Genomic DNA, 19,249 nt, shown 5'->3' on the forward strand with positions numbered 1-19,249 from the left:
CGGGGAGCGGGCGGCGGGCAGGTGGTCGGCCTGTCCGCCGCGCGCGGCATCAAACAGTCAGCGCGATCAGGCGCCGACGCTGGCCTTGTAGGCGTCGACGTTCATCAGGCCGTTCACGTCGTCGGCGTTGGCCGGCTTCAGCTTGAACAGCCAGGCGTCGAAGGCGTTGGCGTTGACCGACTCGGGCGCTGCCGAAGCGGCGTCGTTGACGGCGATCACTTCGCCAGCCACCGGGGCGTAGATGTCGGAAGCTGCCTTCACGGACTCCACCACGGCCAGGGCGTCGCCGGCACCCACCGACTTGCCCACTTCGGGCAGTTCCAGGAAGACGATGTCGCCCAGGGCGTCCTGTGCGTGGTCGGTAATGCCGATCGTCAGCGTGCCGTCGGCTTCGACGCGCACCCATTCGTGCGACTCGGTGTACTTCAGGTCAGCGGGGAAGTTCATGAGGTTCTCCGGGATACAGTTTGTTTCTTGTTTCATTCACCCGGTCCGCAGCAGGTTGGGCTCGAGCGGACGGGCGGAAGGGCGACCGTTTGATGTGAAGCCGGGCGATGCCTCAGCTCACGAGTGCCTTGCCATTACGCACAAACGGCAGTTTAACCACAGTCGCGGTCAGTTTGCGGTCACGAATCTCGACCTGGACGTCGGTGCCCGGCGCCACGCCCTTCGGCAGGCGGGCGAACGCGATCGACTGCTGCAGGCTCGGGCTGAACGTGCCGCTGGTGATTTCGCCGGTGCCGGCCGCCGTGATGACCTTCTGGTGCGCACGCAGCACGCCGCCCTTGTCGCGCAGGATCAGGCCCGCGAACGTCTGCTTCTGGCCGCCCGCCACCAGGGCCTGCTTGCCGATGAAGTCGCGCTCGCTCTGCAGGTCGACCGTCCAGGCCAGGCCGGCGTCCAGCGGCGAAGTATGGATATCCATGTCCTGGCCGTACAGGTTCATGCCGGCTTCCAGGCGCAGCGTGTCGCGCGCGCCCAGGCCGGCCGGACGTACGCCCGCGGCGATCAGCTTTTCCCAGATGCCGGCGACGTTCTCGGCCGGTACCACGAGCTCGAAGCCGTCTTCGCCCGTGTATCCGGTGCGGGCGACCATCAGTTCGCCCATTTCCGGGTCTTGCACGACCAGCGCGTTGAACGGCTTCAGCGCATCGGCCGGCTGGGTGGAGGGGAAGGCCTGGTAGACCTTGGCGCGGGCGTTGGGGCCCTGCACGGCCACGATGGCCAGCTTGCCGGTGCCGGCCGGTGCCACGTCGCCGCGGCGCGGTGTGATCGTCACGCCGCTGCCGGTGGCGGCATTGCGCGACTGGATCCATTCGATGTCGCCAAGCGCCGTGCTGGCGTTCACCACCAGGCGGAAGTGGTCCTCGGCAAAGAAGTAGACGATCAGGTCGTCGATGACGCCGCCTTTTTCGTCGAGCATGCACGAATACAGCGCCTTGCCCGGCGTCTGCAGCTTGTCGACGTTGTTGGCCAGCAGGCCGCGCAGGAAGGCCCGCGTGCCGGCCCCGTGCAGGTCGACCACGCACATGTGCGACACGTCGAACATGCCGGCATCGGCACGCACGGCATTGTGTTCCTCGATCTGCGAACCGTAGTTGACCGGCATGTCCCAGCCGCCAAAGTCGACCATGCGGGCGCCGAGGGCGCGGTGGATAGCGTTGAGGGGCGTGGCCTGGAGCGTCATGGATATCCTCGGGGGCGGTTCGAAAACGAAAAAAGGGTCATCCGCCGCAACGATCGGGCGCACCAATGTGCATCCAATCCGCTGCGGCGGATGACCCCTCTGTCCTCGATACCTGAGAGATTACGAAGCCGGAACTTCGTGCGCCCCTTCGGTGGACATGCTCACCACGGCATCAGGGCAGTGGCGGATGTCGCTCTCCAGAGTGCGGCATGCATCGTGTGCATGTTGCATGCCGATCCGGTCGGTCCATGGTGCCTGAGAGTTTGCGGGTGGTTCCCCTTCGGCGGCGCAATCGATGCGCGCTCTCCCGGCCGGATGCGCGAGAATGTACGGGACCGGTCAGCCTTTGTCAAACCTACGCCCGACGCCGGCCGGCGGTCCCGCCCCCGGGATTGGAATCGCCCGCGGGTCGGTTAGCGACGGTCCTTCGTCACGACATTACCGACCACGCCGCCCACGGCCGCGCCGCCCAGCGTACCCAGCGCGCTGCCGTCGGTCAGGACGGCACCGCCGAGCGCACCGGCGCCCGCGCCAATGGCGGTATTACGCTGCTTCGGGGTCATGTCCGCGCAGCCCGCAAAGCCCACCAGCGTCACGCCGATCAGGGCAACTTTCGAAAGGGTGCGAAGCGTCTTCATGATTGGCTCCTTTGTTGTCATCGAGATCATCGTTTCCGATTTGTTGATATGTCCCGGACCGGTCGCGCCACGCGCAAGACCCGTGCGGTCCTGTGAGATAAGAGGCAAGCTCCATGCCCCGGGATCCGCCGCTTTACGATTGTTACCAGCCTGAAACGCCTCTTGTCGGACGCCGCCCGACACGCCCGTGCGCGCCTGCGGCGCGTGTTAACATCGACGCCTTCGGCGCGCCACCCCCAGGTGCGCCATGCGCCATTCCGCCTGCCACGTTCCCCAACCTCATGACTCTCGGACTCAATGCCGCGCAATCCGAAGCGGTGCGCTACCTCGACGGCCCCTGCCTTGTGCTGGCGGGCGCCGGATCAGGCAAGACCCGCGTGATCACGCAGAAAATCGCCCACCTGATCGAGGACAAGGGGTTCGAGCCGCGTCACATTGCCGCCGTCACGTTCACGAACAAGGCGGCGAAAGAGATGCAGGAGCGCATTGCCAAGCTGATGGAAGGCAAGACCACGCGCGAAGGGAAGCGCATTCCACTCAAGCAGCTGACGGTTTGTACGTTTCACTCGCTGGGCGTGCAAATCTTGCGCATGGAGGCGGAGCATGTCGGGTTGAAGCCACAATTCTCGATCATGGATTCGGACGACTGCTTCGGGCTGGTCCAGGAGCAGCTGAGCACCACCGACAAGAAGCTGATCCGCAGCGTGCAAGGCACCATCTCGCTGTGGAAGAACGGCATGGTCGATCCCGAGACCGCGCTTGCGCAGGCGGCCAATGCCGACGAGCACCAGGCCGCGATGGTCTATCGCAACTACGTGGCCACGCTGAACGCGTACCAGGCGGTGGACTTCGACGACCTGATCCGCCTGCCCGCCGAACTGTTCGCGCGCGACGAGGCCGTGCGCTTGAAGTGGCAGAACCGGCTGCGCTATTTCCTGGTCGACGAATACCAGGACACCAACGCGTGCCAGTACCAGCTGCTGAAGCTGCTGGCCGGCGGCTCGCACCTGCGCGCGCCGGCGTTCACGGCGGTGGGCGACGATGACCAGGCCATCTACGGCTGGCGTGGCGCCACGCTGGACAACCTGCGGCTGCTGCAGACCGATTTTCCGGACCTGAAGGTGGTCAAGCTGGAGCAGAACTACCGCTCGACCGTGCGCATCCTCGAAGCGGCCAACGCGGTCATCGCCAACAATCCGAAGCTGTTCGACAAGAAGCTGTGGTCGGAACACGGCATGGGCGATCCGATCGCCGTCCATCCGATGAACGACGAGGAGCACGAGGCCGAGTCGGTGGTGTTCCGCCTGTCCGCGCACAAGTTCGAGCGCCGCGCGCAGTTTCGCGATTACGCCATCCTGTATCGCGGCAACCACCAGGCGCGCCTGTTCGAGCAGATCCTGCGGCGCGAGCGCATTCCGTACGTGCTGTCGGGCGGCCAGAGCTTCTTCGACAAGGCCGAGATCAAGGACATCTGCGCCTACCTGCGCCTGATTGCCAATCCGGACGATGACCCCGCGTTCATTCGCGCCATTACCACGCCGCGCCGTGGGGTGGGCAACACCACGCTCGAGGTGCTGGGCACGTTTGCGGGGCAGGCCAAGGTGTCGCTGTTCGAGGCGGCGATGATGGGCGGCATCGAGGCCAGGCTGCAGCCGCGCCAGCTGGAGCCGCTGCGCACGTTCTGCGAATCGATGGTGCGCCTGGCCGAGCGCGCGGCCAGCGACCCGGCCACCGTGGTGCTGGACGACCTGATGGAAGGTATCCACTACGAGGCCTATCTGTACGACACCTTCGACGAACGGCAGGCGCAGTCGCGCTGGACCAATACGCTGGAATTCCTGGACTGGCTCAAGCGCAAGGGCACGCGTCCGGAGGCCGAAGGCGACGGCGAGGCCACGGGCGCCGACACGGCCGACGGCTTCGGCGACGAAGGCAAGAATCTGCTCGAACTGACCCAGACCGTGGCGCTGATGAGCATGCTCGAAGGCCGCGACGAAGATCCCGACGCGGTGCGGCTGTCGACCCTGCACGCGTCGAAAGGCCTGGAATATCCGCACGTGTTCCTGGTGGGCGTGGAAGAGGGCATCCTGCCCCACACGCGCGAGGACGAAGACCTGGACGACGAGAAGATCGAGGAAGAGCGCCGGCTGATGTATGTGGGCATCACGCGCGCGCAGCGCACCCTGCAGATCAGCTGGTGCAAGAAGCGCAAGCGGGCGCGCGAAACCTATTCGGTCGAGCCGTCGCGCTTTATCGCCGAGATGAAGCTGGAGGAAGCGCCAGCACCGCAGGACACCACGCCGGCGATGAGTCCGAAGGACCGGCTCGCCGGCCTGAAGGCGCTGCTGAACAAGCCCGTCGCGGCCTGACTTGATACAAGGCCGACAAGACGGCCGGGGTCGGGCTCACTACGATTGGCGGCGCGTGGAAACGTCCCTCGGACGTTCCTGCGACGCACCGCGCCCGCCCTTCGGCTGCGGTGTGGCTGGGCGCATGCGAGCCCGGCTTCTTCCCTGTTGAACGCTCCCGGATGCGGCAGCACCGGGGGCGTATTTTTCTCCCGGGCGTTCGTGCTGCGCCCCAGGTGCCGTGCGCGGCACGTATCAAAATTGATACAAAGCGGGCATCGCCTGTTATCTGCCGGCTGGTACATTGGCCGATCGGATGTCCCGCGTATTCCTCACTTTTCCCCCATGGACCTGTCGCCCAACCTGCCCATTCGTCTGCTGATCGTCGATGACGACCCCCAGATCCGCGCCATGCTGGCCGAATACCTGGCCACGTTCGGCATGGAGGCCGAGGGCGCGGAAGGCGGCGCGGCGATGCGCACGGCGATGGGCCGGCAGGACTACGACCTGGTGATCCTGGACCTGTCGCTGCCGGGCGAAAACGGCCTGACGCTGTGCCGCGAGATCCGCGAGCAGAGCAACCTGCCCGTGATCATGCTGACCGCGCGTGCCGAACTGGCCGACCGCGTGGTGGGCCTGGAAGTGGGGGCCGACGACTACGTGACCAAGCCGTTCGAGATGCGCGAGCTGGTGGCGCGGATCCACACGGTGCTGCGCCGCAGCCGTGGCGACGTACGCCGCCCGACGCCTGCCCCGGGCGGGCACGAGATGCGCTTCGGCTGCTGGCGCCTGAATGCCACGCTGCGCCAGCTGGTCGATGCGGAAGACACCGTGGTGCCGCTGTCCAACGCCGAATTCCGCCTGCTGCTGACGTTCATCGAGAATCCGAACCGCGTGCTCGACCGCGAGATGCTGATCAACAATGCGCGCGGCCGCGACCTGGACGTCTTCGACCGCAGCATCGACCTGCTGGTATCGCGGCTGCGCCAGAAACTGCGCGACGACCCGCGCGACTCGTCGCTGATCCGCACCGTGCGTGGCGAAGGGTACGTGTTCACCGGCAACGTGGAGCACTGAAGGCATGGCTGCTGCGATTCCGCCGACCACCGGCGGTGCTTCGGCGATACGGGCCGAACCGCGCGCCCCCGGGCCGGCCAGACGCCGCCGGTTCAACTCGATGTTCATGCGGTTGTTCTTCGTGATGACCGCCATCATGCTGGCCGTGCATGTGCTGGGCGTGACCGTGATCGAGAGCGTGTTTCCGCGCCCGGGTTCGGAACGCTACATGGAGCGCATGCGCCGCGCCGCGTCCGACGCCGAGGCGGCGGGCCAGCTGGTGCCCAGCGGCACGCCCGCGCATCCGCTCGAAGGGGTGTTCATGCCCGACCGGCCGCCTGGCGCGCCGGCCGGCATGCGCGGCAATGAACCGTTCGATTTCGATGGCCCGCCGCTGCGCCCCGAAGCGTTCGGCGAACGCCGGCCATTCGACCGTCCCCCCGGGCCGCCGAAGGGATTTCATATCCGTGGCATCTGGCCGCCGCACCTGGGCCTGATCTTCCAGCTGGCGGCCATCCTGATCGCTTCGTGGGTGGGTGCCCGCCTGCTGGCGCGGCCGGTGCAGCAACTGGCCAGCGGCGCCAACCGTCTGGCGCAGGACGTCCATGCCCCGCCGCTGGACGAAGACACCGGCCCCGCCGAAGCGCGCGACGCCACGCACGCGCTGAACCTGATGCAGCAGCGCATCCGCACCCAGCTGGCGCAGCAGTCGCGCTTCCTGGCGGCGGTGTCGCATGACCTGCGCACGCCGCTGACGCGCATGAGCCTGCGTATCGAACGCATCGAGGACAACGACGTGCGCTATCGCCTGCGGCAGGATCTGGCCGAGATGAATGGCCTGATCGACGCCACACTGTATTACCTGCGCGAACGCGACGACGGCACCGGCCCGCGCCAGCGGGTGGACATGGTGGCGCTGCTGCAGGCGGTGGTCGACGACGCCCAGGAAATCGGGCAGGACGTGCGCCTGTCTGGCGAAGCGGCGCCGCTGCTGGCCTATCCGGCCGAACTGCGGCGCGCCGTGGTGAATCTGGTGGAAAACGCCCACCGCTATGGCGGCGCCGCGCACATCATCCTCACCGACACCCCCGAGCGCGTCTCGATCGACGTCTGCGACAACGGGCCCGGCATTCCGCCGGCCGAACTGCAGCGCGTGCTGGAGCCGTTCTATCGGCTGGAGTCCTCGCGCAGCCGCGCCACCGGCGGCGTGGGCATGGGCCTGTCGATCGCCGCCGATATCGTGGCGCGCCACGGTGGCGAACTGAAGCTGACCAACCGGGCGGAGGGCGGGCTGCGCGTCAGCATCACACTGCCGCGCGCCTGATCGAAGCGAGCCAGCCCACGCTCAGGCGCGCTGCGGCAGGCCGCTCTTGCCGATCGCCGCCAGCTGCACGTACTGCGACCCACGCAGGCCCCGCGTGAAGTCGAGCGTGAAGTCCCCGACGTCGATGCGGGCCTGCAGCGCGCGCCGCAATTCCGCCGGGCCCGACGCCTTCATGCCGGCAGCCGCGCGCACCAGCCAGGCCGCACCGATATAGCCGGCCAGCGTGGCAGGCGAGGGCGGCTCGTCCAGGTACTGCTTCATGCGGGCCACGTGCTCCTTGACGACGCGCAGCGTCGATTCCTGCGGCCCCGGTGCTATCTGCGTCACGACCATGCCGCCCGCGTAGCCGGCGCCCAGGATCTCGCGCGCCGCCGACGGACTGACCGCCGAAAGGCCGACCAGAAACCCGTACCAGTTTTGCGCCGCCAGTGCGCGGCCCAGGCTGCCATAGGCCAGCGTGTCGCCCGCGACGATCACTGCGCCCGGCCGGGCCGCGGCAATGCGCCGTGCGCTGTCGTCGACATTGCCAATCAGCGCCACGGCGCGCGTCGAGATGTCCTTTTCCAGGCGCGCCAGCCACGGGGTGCCGACGCCGAGCGTGCCGGCCGCGAAGTCGGGCGACACCGCCAATGCGATGCCGGTCAGCCCGTAGCTGCGCAGCTGATGCACGGCGGCGTCGAGTTCGGCCTGATAGTCGGCGCGCGTGAACCATACGTTGTCGGCGCTCAGCGCCAGCCCCGACAGCGGCGCGACGATCTGCACCCCGCGCCGCGTCAGGTCGGCCGAGCCGGCCAGCGTGGGCAGCAGGCTGTCGCCAGGCCCGAACAGCACCTCGGCACGTTCGTTGTCGGCCAGCGCCACGGCCTGTGCGACGGCGGCGCGCGGGTTCGAGGCGTCCGCATCGCGCACCACGTGCACGATGCGCAGCCCGCCATTGCCGGCCGGCGACGCATTGAAGGCATCAAACATCACCTTGGCGCCGGCCAGATAATCGCGCGCCTGATCGGCCTGCGGCCCCACGCGGTCCACCAGGTGGCCCACTACGAGCTGGCGGCGCAGGACCTGGCCAGCCGGCTGCGCCATCGCGGGCAGCACGGCGGCGGACGTCAGGGCGCCGAGTCTCTGCAAGGCGCGGCGGCGGCCCGTCGAAGCGGGCGGACACGCGGGGGGCGACTGCGGCAAGGCTGGGCGCATGGCATTGAGAGTCGGATGGACAGGATGTACGGCGGAAGCGAGTGCGGCTGGACTTGGTACTCGGCGAGCCGGGCCCGAGACTATCGGCCCTTCATGACGCTTCCGTGACTTTTGCCCGACATGAGGCCCCCCGTTGGCGGGGCTGGCAGGTGTAGGGGCGCCATGATCTTGATGCGCATCAAGGTTGTTGCACCGTGCGAGGCATAGCATCGATTGTCATTCCGCCCACAAATCGAGTTTCCGCATGTCCGCCCCCATTCCAGACGCCGCCGGCACGGCTTTCGACCGCCGCGCGCTTGCCGATTTCCGCAGCCTGGCCGGCCGTATCGACGGCAACGGCCCCCGCTATACCTCCTATCCCACCGCCGACCGCTTCCACCATGACGTGGGCGACGCCGGCTACCAGACTGCGCTGCAGGCGTGCCGCGCCGATTCGCCGGCCCCGCTGTCGCTGTATCTCCATATCCCGTTCTGCGAAAACATCTGCTACTACTGCGGCTGCAACAAGATCATCACCAAGGATCACAGCCGCAGCGCGCAGTATGTCGACTACCTGTCGCGCGAAATGGCGATGGTCGCCGGGCGCCTGGGCGAGCGACGCGCCGTGATGCAGTCGCACTGGGGCGGCGGCACGCCGACCTTCCTCGACCCCGATGAAATGCGCCGGGTCATGGCGGCGCTGCACACACATTTCGTGCTGCTGCCGGAGGGCGAACATTCGATCGAGATCGATCCGCGCCGCGTCACCGACGAACGCATGGACCTGCTGGCCGAACTCGGCTTCAACCGCATCAGCCTGGGCGTGCAGGATTTCGACCAAGAGGTGCAGGAAGCCGTGCACCGGGTGCAGTCGTATGAAGACACGCGCGCCGTGGTGGAGGCGGCGCGGCGCCTGGGATTCCAGTCGGTCAGCGTGGACCTGATCTACGGCCTGCCGCACCAGACCACGGCGCGCTTTGGCAAGACCATCGAAAAGGTGCTGGCGCTGCGGCCCAACCGGCTGTCGGTGTACAGCTACGCCCACCTGCCGCATGTGTTCAAGCCGCAACGCCGTATCGATGCCGCAACACTGCCGCCGGCGGCCGAGAAGCTCGACATCCTGGTGTCGACGATCGAACGGCTGACCGCCGCCGGCTACGTCTATATCGGCATGGATCACTTTGCGCTGCCCGACGACGACCTGGCGATCGCCCAGCGCGAAGGCCGGCTGCAACGCAATTTCCAGGGCTATGCCACGCACGCCGGCTACGACCAGATCGGTCTTGGCGTATCGGCCATCGGCGCCGTGGCCGGGCACTATGTCCAGAACGCCCGCACCACGGACGACTACTACGCCGCGATCGATGCCGGGCGCCTGCCGGTGGTGCGCGGTTTCGAGATGTCCGCCGACGATCATCTGCGCAAGGCCATCATCGGCGCGCTGATGTGCAACGGCACGCTGGACATTGCCGAGGTGGAAAAGACCTACGGCATCGACTTTGCCACCACCTTCGCCGCCGAGCTGGCCGACCTGGACAGGCTGGCGGAGGACCACCTGGTACGCCGCACGCCGGCCCGCATCGACATTACCGAACTGGGACGCCTGCTGGTACGCCGCGTGGCCATGGTCTTCGACCGCTACCTGCGCGACGACGCCGCCCGCCCGCAACCGGCGCCCAGCGCCGCCAACGATGCCCAGGCGATTCCGCTGGTGCGCTATTCGCGCGTGGTCTAGCGACAGCGGCCACGCCAGAAACGAAAAAGCCCGCGACAGATTCGCGGGCTTTTTGCTGGGCGCGGGCCCGGTGGGCCGGGCCTGGTCTGAAGCGACGCTTATTTGGCTGCGTTGGCCATGTAGTCCGATGCGGCGATCACGTCCGCATCCGGACCGGCGTAGCCACCCTTGGGCGGCATCACACCCTTGCCCTTGAGCGCGTAGTTGTGAACCACGTCCATGCCTTCCTTGAGGCGCGGAGCCCAGGCGGCCTTGTCGCCGAACTTCGGCGCACCGGCCACGCCGGCAGCGTGGCACGCGGCGCAAACCTGTTCGTAGACCTTCTTGCCCGTGTCGGCCGACGCCGCAGCCGGGGCAGCGGCGGGTGCAGCCGGTGCTGCGGCTGCCGGAGCAGGGGCTGCCGCGGGTGCGGGCGCTGCGGCGGCCGGTGCCGCAGCCGCCTCGGGCGCCGAGGCCGCAGCCTGGGCGGTGGCACCCTGGGCCGGAGCAGCCGGCTCGGGGAACTTGGCACCGCCGGCATCGGCCATGTAGACCACGGCGCGGGCCAGTTCGTAATCGCTGAGATCGTCCGGCGACGTGCCGGCGCGGGCGGGCATCGCGCCCTTGCCGTTCAGCACCGACTTCAGCAGGCCATCAAAGCCCTGGCCGATCCGGGCCGTCCAGTCACCCGCCGTGCCGTACTTCGGCGCACCGGCCGCGCCCGTGGCGTGGCACGCGGCGCAAACTTCCTTGTAGACCTGCTCGCCCGTCTTGAAGACGCGCGGGGCATTGGGATCCTTGATTTCGAGTGACGCTACCGGCGCGATACGGGTGTTCACCGCCTCCACGCTCTGGGTGGAGCCGGCGCCCTCGCGGGTGCCATGTCCGACAAAATTGACCAGCAGGATGATGACGATGATCGGCACCAGAAAGGCGGCGATCACAACAGCGACAAGCTGCTTAGGGGTCTTGATTGGCGACTCGTGGTGGTCGTTTTGATGGACGTCACTCATACAGAACTCTCGATTTTGCGGGAAACCTATTGCACAGCACGTGGGGGCGGCTTGCTTGTCTGGCCCTGTCTTCGGGGATGCATCTGTCGGTCTTCGCGTCCGGGGCGTCTCCAGCCCCGCTACGTCTCTGGTACGACGCAAATAGCTGCCGATTATAGACCCAAGACTCGGCCACGGGGGCCAAAAGCGACGGCTCAGAGACCTGTGAAAACCCGGGTTCGGCGGCCCCCGGCGCATCCCGCATGGACGGCCACGGACAAGTCGGGTATCCTATGCGACTTTCCGACGATGGCACTCGCCGTTGTCAACGCAGCTCACAACGCGCCCGTAGCTCAATGGATAGAGTACTGCCCTCCGAAGGCAGGGGTTGCTGGTTCGATCCCAGCCGGGCGCGCCAATCTCCATAAGTGTTTCCCGCTTTTACCAGCACCGCCGCGAAGGCGACTGTAGCTAACTTCGGTGCTGGCACCTCCGTTAGCGGCGCCACCCGCTGCGCCAGATGGTCCGCCGACAGGTGCGCATACCGCTGCACCATCTCCATCGTTTCCCAGCCGCCCAACTCTTTGAGCACCTGCAGCGGCGTTGCCCCGTTGCACGTGCCAGCTCGCCCAAGTGTGCCGCAGATCGTGCCAGCGGAAGTTCCGGATCCGGGCGCGGTCCAGCGCCTTGCCCCACGCGGCAGTGCTCGTCTGATGCACCGGTTTGCCCCGGTAGAGGAACACCGCCGCGACGTGCTCGGCCTCGCGCTTCTTCTGTAGCTGCCGGCGCAGCACGGCCACCGCCGTGTCCGACAGCGGCACGGTGATGGCCTTGCGCGCCTTCGCCTGGTCGGGATGGATCCACGCCACACGCCGCGCCAGATCCACCTGTGACGATTGCAGCCCGGTCACGTTGGCCCGCCGCAGCCCCGTTTCGAGGCTGAAGCGGGCCATGTCACCCAGATGCTCGGGCAGCTCGGCCAGCAGGCGCTCGGCTTCGGCGGTAGTCAGCCAGCGGATCCGCTTGCTGGCCACCTTCGTGCGCATGCGCTTGGGCGCGCTGTCCAGCCACCCGCACTCCACCGCGGCATTGAGCACCGCCGTTAGCACGCCGATCACGCGCCGTACGGTGCCGGCGCTCACAGTGCCTTCCAGCTCCTTCAGGCCCTGCTGCGTCCGTACCGTGCGGCGCTCTGCCCGTTTGGCCCGGGCAATTGCATCCACGCGGTCGCGGTCGATCCGGTCCAGCTCTAAGCCACTCAGGTGCGCGTCGAGCCAGCGCAGGTGAATCTTGCTGGTTTCCAGACTGGCCAGGCCGGCCCGGTCCTCGACGTAGCGCACCACGGCGTCGTTCCACGTGTAGCGGGGCCGCGTCCCCAGCTTCGCCTGATTCCACAGATGCACCTTCAGGCGGTCGTGCAGTTCCTGTGCCTGCCTTTGGTTGCCGGTGCGAGTGCTTCCTTGTACCGGAGGCCCGCCGCCCGGGGGTGCAGCTTGTAATACCAGTTGTTGCCACCTTTGCGTTTGAAGAGCGACATGGCTCCCCTCCCTCTGCCTAGTCGCCTTGCGCAACTCGCGGGACCCATTCTCCAGCTAGGTAACTCTCCAGAGCAATGGTCGAGAACGTCCAGCGTTTGCCGACTTTGCAGCCTGGAAGCTCCCCGGCCTTCGCCTTGAGCCGCACGGTTTTCGGGGTGGGCGCCGAGAAATAGTGCGGCGGCTTGGAGATCAATTACTTTGTCTTCCATCGTCACAATGTTCACTGTCGTAAGCATGGCAATGCGACAAATGTGGCCGCCGCCTGACCGTAGGCTGCCGCGCGCTCTCTGTTCTCTGCACGGTGGCGCATCGGGTATTGCATTCGACGGAAACGGTGCGATCCGAATATCGATGCGACTACGTGCTTCCGAAGTGGTGTATCCCCGGTCAGTTGAATCTGAGTCAGCCTTGCTCTTTGCTGGGGTCCATCCCTTTGCTCACGACTAGCCCCATGAGCCACTGCCCCAGGGTCATGTGAACCTTGTCATTGTCATAGAGCGCATCTGCAGAATTGCAGGAGTAGCTACCGTCATTGTCTAAAGCGACAACCATGACGCCTTTTATAGTCCCGACAGAACGCGAGCACGCTCCTTCTGAAGAAGCTCAAGCGATGCTAGGGAAGAGGGGGCGTTGATCGGATCCACAGCATCGTTCGACGCGCAGATCAGCTGCTGTCGTGTTCCAGGCGTCCGCCGGCACGTCGACGGCCACGGCGCTGTAGATAGTGATTGGCGCGTTGCGCCGCAAATTAACGGGGGGGGGCCGTGCCTGGAGGAAGAGCGCCAGCGCCAGGCGGAAATAGACTGGTCGACCAAGCTGGCCGGGCAGGATCCGTGGGCACTCAAGCGTGAGGCTAGGCGGCGCCGGAACTGATAAGGAATCCGTGCGGCCGCGCGGGTCATCAAACGACTCGGCGGCCATTCAGTCCGGCGCCGGGCGGGCTAGTGCAAAGGCGAGGCCGTTGGAACACCCCACTGTCGCAGGGGCAGTCCTTTGACCTTTGTATGTATTACATCTCGCAGATTTCGATAGAATCGCGAATTATTCGATTCGGGAGGTGCTATGCCAGCGACAGAACTGATGCCAGTAACAAAACTCAAGCTGGACCTCGCTAATTATCGAACGATGCGGCAGAACGGGGAGCAAAAGGCGATTGAGGCCATAATTGCCATCAAGCCTGACTGGTTTTGGGCGCTAACTGAAAGTCTCTTGGACACTGGTTATCTCCCAACGGAAAATATCCTCGTCCAAAAGAGCGGTGGGTCTCGCCCCTCATTTGAGGTCAAGGAAGGAAATCGCCGGGTATCCGCCCTAAAGCTCATCCACGGAATTGTCCCGTTGGACGGACTACCGGTGCCATCGCACATCGCCGAGGCGATCCAGAATATCTCGCCGAAGTGGAAACGAGAAAACGCGAAAGTCCCTTGCGCCATTTATGAGCCTGAAGAGGCCGACACAGTAAATCGGATACGAAGTCTCACTCACGGCAAAGGCGAAAAAGCTGGTCGCGATGGATGGACCGCGGTGGCTCGCGCGCGTCATAACAGGGAAGAAAACGGGGTGTCCGAGCCGGCGCTAGATCTTCTGGAAAAGTACCTGGCCCAGGGCAAAAACCATACGGCACAGCAGGCCCAAAGATGGGCAGGCGAGTATCCGCTAACCGTCCTGGCGGAAGCGATCAAGAAATGTGCACCGCGTATCGGTCTTTCCTCGGGAAATGAGCTTGCAGCGGGCTACCCGAAGATCAAGTTCAAGACCGAAGTTGAGAACATCTTGCGCGATATCGGCTTGAGTGTGGTCAGGTTCGACTCGCTGCGTCACGGTGACGTGCTTACCATGTACGGTATTCCCGAGGCTGCTTCTGCCGCTGGTAAGGGTAAAGGTAAGGCTGACGCTGCCGGTAACGGGACAAGTGGCACTGCTGGCGATAGCGGTGCAGGGAAGGGCGATGGCAAAGGCAAGGTTGGCACCGCCGACGCGGCCGCAGGCGCTGGCTCAAGTGCTGGAACTGGCGCAACGAATGGGAACGGGAAGCCGAAAGAACGGGCGATCCCTCTTGAAGATCCCCGAAACGTTGCTCGCGCCCTGAAGAAATTCGTACCCCGTGGCCCGAACAGGGAGAAGGTGGTGTCTCTCTTGATCGAAATCCGCAAGCTGAAGCTGGATACGAACCCGATTGCCTTTTGCTTCCTGTTTCGCAGCATGTTCGAAATCGCAGCAAAGGCGTATTGCAAGGACCATGCAGCTGACGGCCTAGCAGCGGTAAAGTCCGACGGTAACGACAGATCACTCGTGGATGTGCTGCGCGATATCACCGCCCACCTCACCAATAACAAGAAGGACAAAGAGGCGACCCGCCGGTTGCATGGCGCTATGGTGGAACTCGGGCGCCCAGAGGGAATTCTGTCGGTGACATCGATGAATCAACTGGTGCACAATCCAAGGTTTGCCCAGCAAGAGCGGGACATCGCCATCCTTTTCGCCTCCGTCTTTCCGTTGCTAGAAGCAATGTGCGAATAACCCGTACGAACAATATTTATGAGTAGATTCCGCACCCCACTTCGATATCCTGGTGGCAAGCAAAAGTTGGCCCCATTCATCGTCGAGTTGTTGAGGGAGAACGATCTTGTCGGCGGCCACTATGCCGAGCCCTACGCTGGCGGTGCGGGCGTCGCGCTTGAACTGCTGCTGGACAACTTGGTCACCAAGATTCACCTAAACGACTCCTCAGTACCCGTGTATGCATTTTGGAAGTCAGTGCTTACAAAACCGGAAGAACTGTGCCGTCTCATATCCAGTGCATCACTTACGGTAGAGGAATGGCGTCGGCGTAGGGAAATCGTAAAGAATCCACGAGGTCACTGCCAGTTGGAGGTTGGATTCAGTACGTTTTATTTGAACCGCTGTAATCGATCGGGCGTTCTTTCTGGAGGGCTCATTGGCGGGTTGGCCCAAGACGGTGAGTGGAGAATGGATGCCCGTTTTCCAAGAAATGAACTGATTCGGCGCATTGAAGTCATTGCGACACGCAGTGATTCAATTGTTCTGAAAAATTGGGATGCCGAGCGTTTCATTCAGGAGCATATCCCTAAATTGCCGGAAAACTCTCTGGTATATTGCGATCCGCCATATTTTGAAAAGGCGAGCCGGCTATACCTAAATTCTTACCACCCGTCTGATCATGAAAGAATTTCTGAAATCATTCAGAAAGACCTCGTGAGAAAATGGGTTGTATCCTACGACAGTGCGCCCGAGATCCTTGCGTACTACGCCAACCGCCGCTCCTTCCTCTATGACCTCCAGTACAACGCATCCCGTGTGTACAAGGGCAAAGAGGTTTTCGTTTTCTCGGACGATCTCAGCTTGCCGGTGAGCTCCAAGCTTCCGTCCATCGACCACGCGCTCCACGCGTCCTCGGGCCTACTCGCTCAATGCAGCGTTGCTTGCGGGAAAGGTGGCACGAAGGCCAGAACAAAGTCGTCGGCAGCGAAGTCCGGCTCCGCGCGACTGTAGCTAGATTTCACCTAGGGCACGATTGATTGGTCTTGAGTGCCCTAGGTTAGCCTTGATTTTGCGAGTTGCGAGTTGCGAGTTGCGCAAGGCATTGATTTATAAAGCCCTTTAGCGCGTCACCAAAATTCCGAAGGCAGGGGTTGCTGGTTCGATCCCAGCCGGGCGCGCCAAGAATTTTCCCGCTTTCAGCAAGCCACAATGGCCGGCCGATCACCGGCGCCCGGCCACTGTTTCCCGCCTGTTTCCAGTCACATGGCCTGTTGCCCCTGTCCCGGGGTATGCGCTTGTCGGTCCGACATTGCGGCCGCGCCGCCGATCGCCTTCCGGATGTCGGACGCCATGTCCCGGGCAATCATGGAACTCGAGTAATACGAGAGGTGGTCCGAATAGCTGTACAGGAAATTTCCTTCCCGCATGATGTTGCAGCGGTCCTTTTGCAAATCGCAAAGCAACGGCGTGGGATCGTAGACGAAAAGACCAGGATTTTGCCGCCCCAGCTCGGCCACGAAATGCCGGTACGGCGCGGTGCCCGCCAAATGCCCGGTGTAGCTGCTGGAACAACGCGGATTCTGATGTCGCCAGAATATTCGGTTCAGCAGCGGGCTCGACGTCAGCCCACCCGACACGCAGCTGGTTGGGTCCGGGAGGGTGGGATTATCGATGACGAAAATCACCCGCTTGCCCGCGGCATGCGCCTTCCGGATGACTTCGCCATAGGCCGATAGCGGTGTGTCAATCGATGGATGTCCACGCACATGGCCGTTTTCATCCGCCGGGAGCGTGTGCCGTAGCGCCACCGCCCAGATGACGAGCTTTATCGACGGGGACGCCAGGACGGATTCCAGCGCGGCATGTATGGCCGCCTTCTTGTTTTCGGCCACGGAACTGTCGGCGCCAGGTGCGACGAAGGAGCCCATCAGCACGCCGGCTCCGTCGGACGCCAGTTCATTCGCCAGGCCGAAATAAAGCGCCTGCGCCTTGCTATCGCCCAGCACCGCGAAAGCCGGCGCGCCTTGCCCGCTTGTCTGGCAGAAGGCCAAATGCCTTGCATGCTCGGCAGAGACGCCGCATTCGTGTCGATAATGTCCAAATTCGGACCCGAAGGTCAGCGTTTTCAGGTCGCCATTCACCAGGTCATCCAGACGCCCTGGAAAGCCGTCCCGTTTCTTGATTGCCACACCCACCGCGATGACCGCGGCCATGGCCAGGCACAAGCCGCCGATTGCCCAGTTCGCGGCGCTGCCGCGGCGGTCCCGGATGGGCCGCTCGATAAACCGATAAGTTGCCCAGGCCAGCACAACGCTGGCTGCGATGGCCCACAGCCTCGCTTCGGCGGCGGGCGTCTCGCCGCGCAGAATACGCGCGAAGGCAAACAGCGGCCAATGCCAGAGATAAAGCGGATAGCTGATCAGGCCGATCCAGACCAGCGGTGGCGCGGCCAGGATGCGCTGGTTGAACGGCGCCCTCGTACCGCCCAGGATCAGCAAAGCCGCGCCGACCGTCGGCAACAGCGCCCAGGCGCCAGGAAAGGCCGACGCCGGCCGCAGGCCGACGAGAGCGGCAAGGATCAACGCCGCGCCGATCCAGCCCGCGCAACGCCGATGTGCCGAGCCGAATGCGGGCCGGTGCAGCGTGACCTGGCCCAGCCATGCGCCCACGGCCAATTCCCAGAATCGCGTGACCGGGGAATAAAAATCGGCGGTGATGTCGCGGAATACCGTGGCCATGCTGTAAGCGAACGACAGCACGATCAACACGACGATGCCTTTGACCAGCCATCGGCGTTTGCGGGACAGCGCCGCCAGGATCAGCGGCCATGCAATATAGAACTGCTCCTCCACGCCCAGCGACCACAGGTGCAGTAACGGCTTTGTGTCCGCCGCGCGATCGAAATAGCCGGCTTCCTTCCAGTTCTGGATATTGGCAAAGAAGCCCGCGCCGGAAATCATGTGCCGCCCCAGCGACTCATATTCCTCGGGGGTCAGGATGAGCCATCCAAGCGCGGCGGATGCGGCCAGCACCGAGATCAGGGCCGGAAAAATCCGCTTGACGCGCTTGGCGTAAAACCGGGCGGTGCTGTACCGGCCGTCCTCGATGTCCTTGAGAATGTGCCGGGTAATCAGGTACCCGGATATGACGAAGAAAATGTCCACACCGGCAAAGCCGCCTGGAATCAGGTCTGGAAAGGCGTGGAAGCCCACCACGGCCAAGATGGCCAGTGCGCGCATTCCGTCGATGTCGGGCCGATAGTCTAGCGCCCAGACGTGGGCTTTTTGTCCGGCAACACTTGCCGGCTGATCTGATAATGCTTGGGCTGACATTGGATTACCGGGGAGGGGACAGCAACCCGTGCAAAGGGAAGCCGCCCGCACGCCAACGCACTGTTCAAGTCAGTCACCTCACTGACTTAACGGTGCGTTTGGCGCGTGTAAAACCGTGCGTGCAAAGGGCATTGCAGGTCCGGCGACGGCCGGATCTGCATGTCTTCAGTGGCTGGAATGAGGATGCGCGACCCCATCACGTGCAGCCGGGCATTTGCCGGCGCCGTGATGCGGCGCGTGCAGAAGGGAAAAGGAGGAGGATTCCGCGACAGGATGACCGAATTTCATGTTCTATTTTCTCAGGGCACTTCTTTGAGTACCCGGGTGAAGCCACGACTGGCAATCTTCAAGCCCGACATAATAAGAATCTCGATGTGCCGAGAAAATCCCTCATGGGGAGGGATAAAGATTCGGAAAATCGCGCCGCCGAGTCCCGGCCACGCCGCCGCGCCGCGTTACCGCCCCATCCGCCGCTGATAGCTTTGCGTGATCCGGTTGACCAGCCCCGGGTCGCGGGAATCGGCCGCCTGGAATTCCACGCGCACGCTGCCATCCGACTGCTGCCGGATCATGGCCGCCACGGGGGTGCTGCCGTAGTAGCCGGTGATATTGCCGGTGGTCGGCTCCTGCGTCTGCACCGCCACACCCTGATCGCGCATGGCGTCGGCCGCCGCGTAGAACGAGCGGTCGAAGCTGGTCGGTCCCGGCCCTGGCGCGGGCGGATAGCCGTAATAGCAGCCGCCAAGCAGCAGGGCCGTCCAGAGGGCAAGGATCAATGGCAGGCGTTTCATGGCATCCCCTTCAATCTGTCGGCGCCGAGTTTCCGTTCTAGCACCAGGGCGGGGGCGCTGGATATTGGGCGGAAGGCCCGGATGCGGAACGGCCCGGCAAGCGGCAGGCCCAATGGACAGGGGAATCGATGCACCGCGCATCGAGGCCGGGACA

13 protein-coding genes, 1 tRNA gene, 1 pseudogene and 2 riboswitches are annotated in these 19,249 nt (G+C 64.4%); of the genes and pseudogenes, 7 read left to right on the top strand and 8 right to left on the bottom strand.

The features are described 5' to 3' along the window. Nucleotides 1-66 precede the first annotated feature (66 nt). From gcvH to AC24R4_RS17250, 3 genes are all read right to left on the bottom strand, one after another. The gene (gene gcvH / locus AC24R4_RS17240; protein ID WP_153946352.1) at nt 67-447 is read right to left on the bottom strand and encodes a glycine cleavage system protein GcvH; all 381 of its coding nucleotides are present in this window, start codon (nt 445-447) and stop codon (nt 67-69) included. Between the two features lie 112 nt (nt 448-559). After that, nucleotides 560-1,687 (bottom strand): glycine cleavage system aminomethyltransferase GcvT, encoded by a 1,128-nt coding sequence (gcvT, locus tag AC24R4_RS17245; RefSeq protein WP_400392288.1) that lies wholly within the window; start codon nt 1,685-1,687, stop codon nt 560-562. An 89-nt stretch (nt 1,688-1,776) separates the two neighbouring features. Continuing rightward, a riboswitch (glycine riboswitch) is annotated at nt 1,777-1,898 on the bottom strand. Nucleotides 1,899-1,919: 21 nt separating this feature from the next. After that, a riboswitch (glycine riboswitch) is annotated at nt 1,920-2,007 on the bottom strand. 93 nt (nt 2,008-2,100) lie between these two features. Continuing rightward, nucleotides 2,101-2,325 carry a YMGG-like glycine zipper-containing protein gene (locus AC24R4_RS17250; RefSeq protein WP_066736784.1) on the bottom strand — a complete coding sequence of 75 codons (225 nt, stop codon included), beginning with the start codon at nt 2,323-2,325 and terminating at the stop codon, nt 2,101-2,103. A gap of 281 nt (nt 2,326-2,606) precedes the next feature. Here AC24R4_RS17250 and AC24R4_RS17255 point away from each other — a divergent pair, with 281 nt between their 5' ends. The 3 genes from AC24R4_RS17255 to AC24R4_RS17265 all read left to right on the top strand — a co-directional run bounded on the left by AC24R4_RS17255 (nt 2,607) and on the right by AC24R4_RS17265 (nt 7,053). Then, nucleotides 2,607-4,694: a UvrD-helicase domain-containing protein gene (locus AC24R4_RS17255; RefSeq protein ID WP_400392285.1), complete on the top strand. Its 2,088-nt coding sequence runs from the start codon at nt 2,607-2,609 to the stop codon at nt 4,692-4,694. 324 nt (nt 4,695-5,018) lie between these two features. Beyond that, the gene (locus tag AC24R4_RS17260) at nt 5,019-5,750 is read left to right on the top strand and encodes a response regulator (RefSeq protein WP_400392282.1); all 732 of its coding nucleotides are present in this window, start codon (nt 5,019-5,021) and stop codon (nt 5,748-5,750) included. A 4-nt stretch (nt 5,751-5,754) separates the two neighbouring features. Continuing rightward, nucleotides 5,755-7,053, top strand: a complete 1,299-nt coding sequence (locus tag AC24R4_RS17265; RefSeq protein ID WP_400392279.1) for an ATP-binding protein — start codon at nt 5,755-5,757, stop codon at nt 7,051-7,053. A 21-nt stretch (nt 7,054-7,074) separates the two neighbouring features. Here the strand turns inward: AC24R4_RS17265 and AC24R4_RS17270 are convergent, their stop codons facing one another. Further along, nucleotides 7,075-8,247 carry an ABC transporter substrate-binding protein gene (locus AC24R4_RS17270; RefSeq protein WP_400392276.1) on the bottom strand — a complete coding sequence of 391 codons (1,173 nt, stop codon included), beginning with the start codon at nt 8,245-8,247 and terminating at the stop codon, nt 7,075-7,077. 244 nt (nt 8,248-8,491) lie between these two features. Between AC24R4_RS17270 and hemN the strand changes: the two genes are divergently transcribed. Further along, a complete protein-coding gene (gene hemN, locus AC24R4_RS17275; protein WP_400392273.1) occupies nt 8,492-9,961 on the top strand; it encodes an oxygen-independent coproporphyrinogen III oxidase in 1,470 nt (489 codons plus the stop codon). Nucleotides 9,962-10,059: 98 nt separating this feature from the next. Here hemN and AC24R4_RS17280 read toward each other — a convergent pair whose 3' ends face one another. Next, nucleotides 10,060-10,953, bottom strand: coding sequence for a c-type cytochrome (locus AC24R4_RS17280; RefSeq protein ID WP_400392270.1), 894 nt, complete (start codon nt 10,951-10,953; stop codon nt 10,060-10,062). 321 nt (nt 10,954-11,274) lie between these two features. On the opposite strand from AC24R4_RS17280, the gene AC24R4_RS17285 reads away from it, so the two are divergent. After that, nucleotides 11,275-11,350: transfer RNA gene (locus AC24R4_RS17285), tRNA-Arg, on the top strand. 48 nt (nt 11,351-11,398) lie between these two features. Here AC24R4_RS17285 and AC24R4_RS17290 read toward each other — a convergent pair. Beyond that, nucleotides 11,399-12,469: pseudogene (locus AC24R4_RS17290) on the bottom strand (tyrosine-type recombinase/integrase); the annotation flags it as partial. 1,063 nt (nt 12,470-13,532) lie between these two features. Here AC24R4_RS17290 and AC24R4_RS17295 point away from each other — a divergent pair. Together AC24R4_RS17295 and AC24R4_RS17300 are read left to right on the top strand one after the other, a co-directional pair. Further along, a complete protein-coding gene (locus AC24R4_RS17295) occupies nt 13,533-14,990 on the top strand; it encodes a hypothetical protein (protein WP_487523398.1) in 1,458 nt (485 codons plus the stop codon). A gap of 18 nt (nt 14,991-15,008) precedes the next feature. After that, nucleotides 15,009-15,983 carry a DNA adenine methylase gene (locus tag AC24R4_RS17300; protein WP_487523399.1) on the top strand — a complete coding sequence of 325 codons (975 nt, stop codon included), beginning with the start codon at nt 15,009-15,011 and terminating at the stop codon, nt 15,981-15,983. A gap of 248 nt (nt 15,984-16,231) precedes the next feature. On the opposite strand, the gene AC24R4_RS17305 is transcribed toward AC24R4_RS17300, so the two are convergent. Beyond that, entirely contained in the window at nt 16,232-18,304 is a 2,073-nt protein-coding gene (locus AC24R4_RS17305; protein ID WP_487523400.1) for an acyltransferase family protein, read from the bottom strand. 455 nt (nt 18,305-18,759) lie between these two features. Further along, nucleotides 18,760-19,095 (bottom strand): hypothetical protein, encoded by a 336-nt coding sequence (locus tag AC24R4_RS17310; RefSeq protein ID WP_487523401.1) that lies wholly within the window; start codon nt 19,093-19,095, stop codon nt 18,760-18,762. Nucleotides 19,096-19,249 lie beyond the last annotated feature (154 nt).

Source organism: Cupriavidus sp. CER-90 (assembly GCF_057652055.1).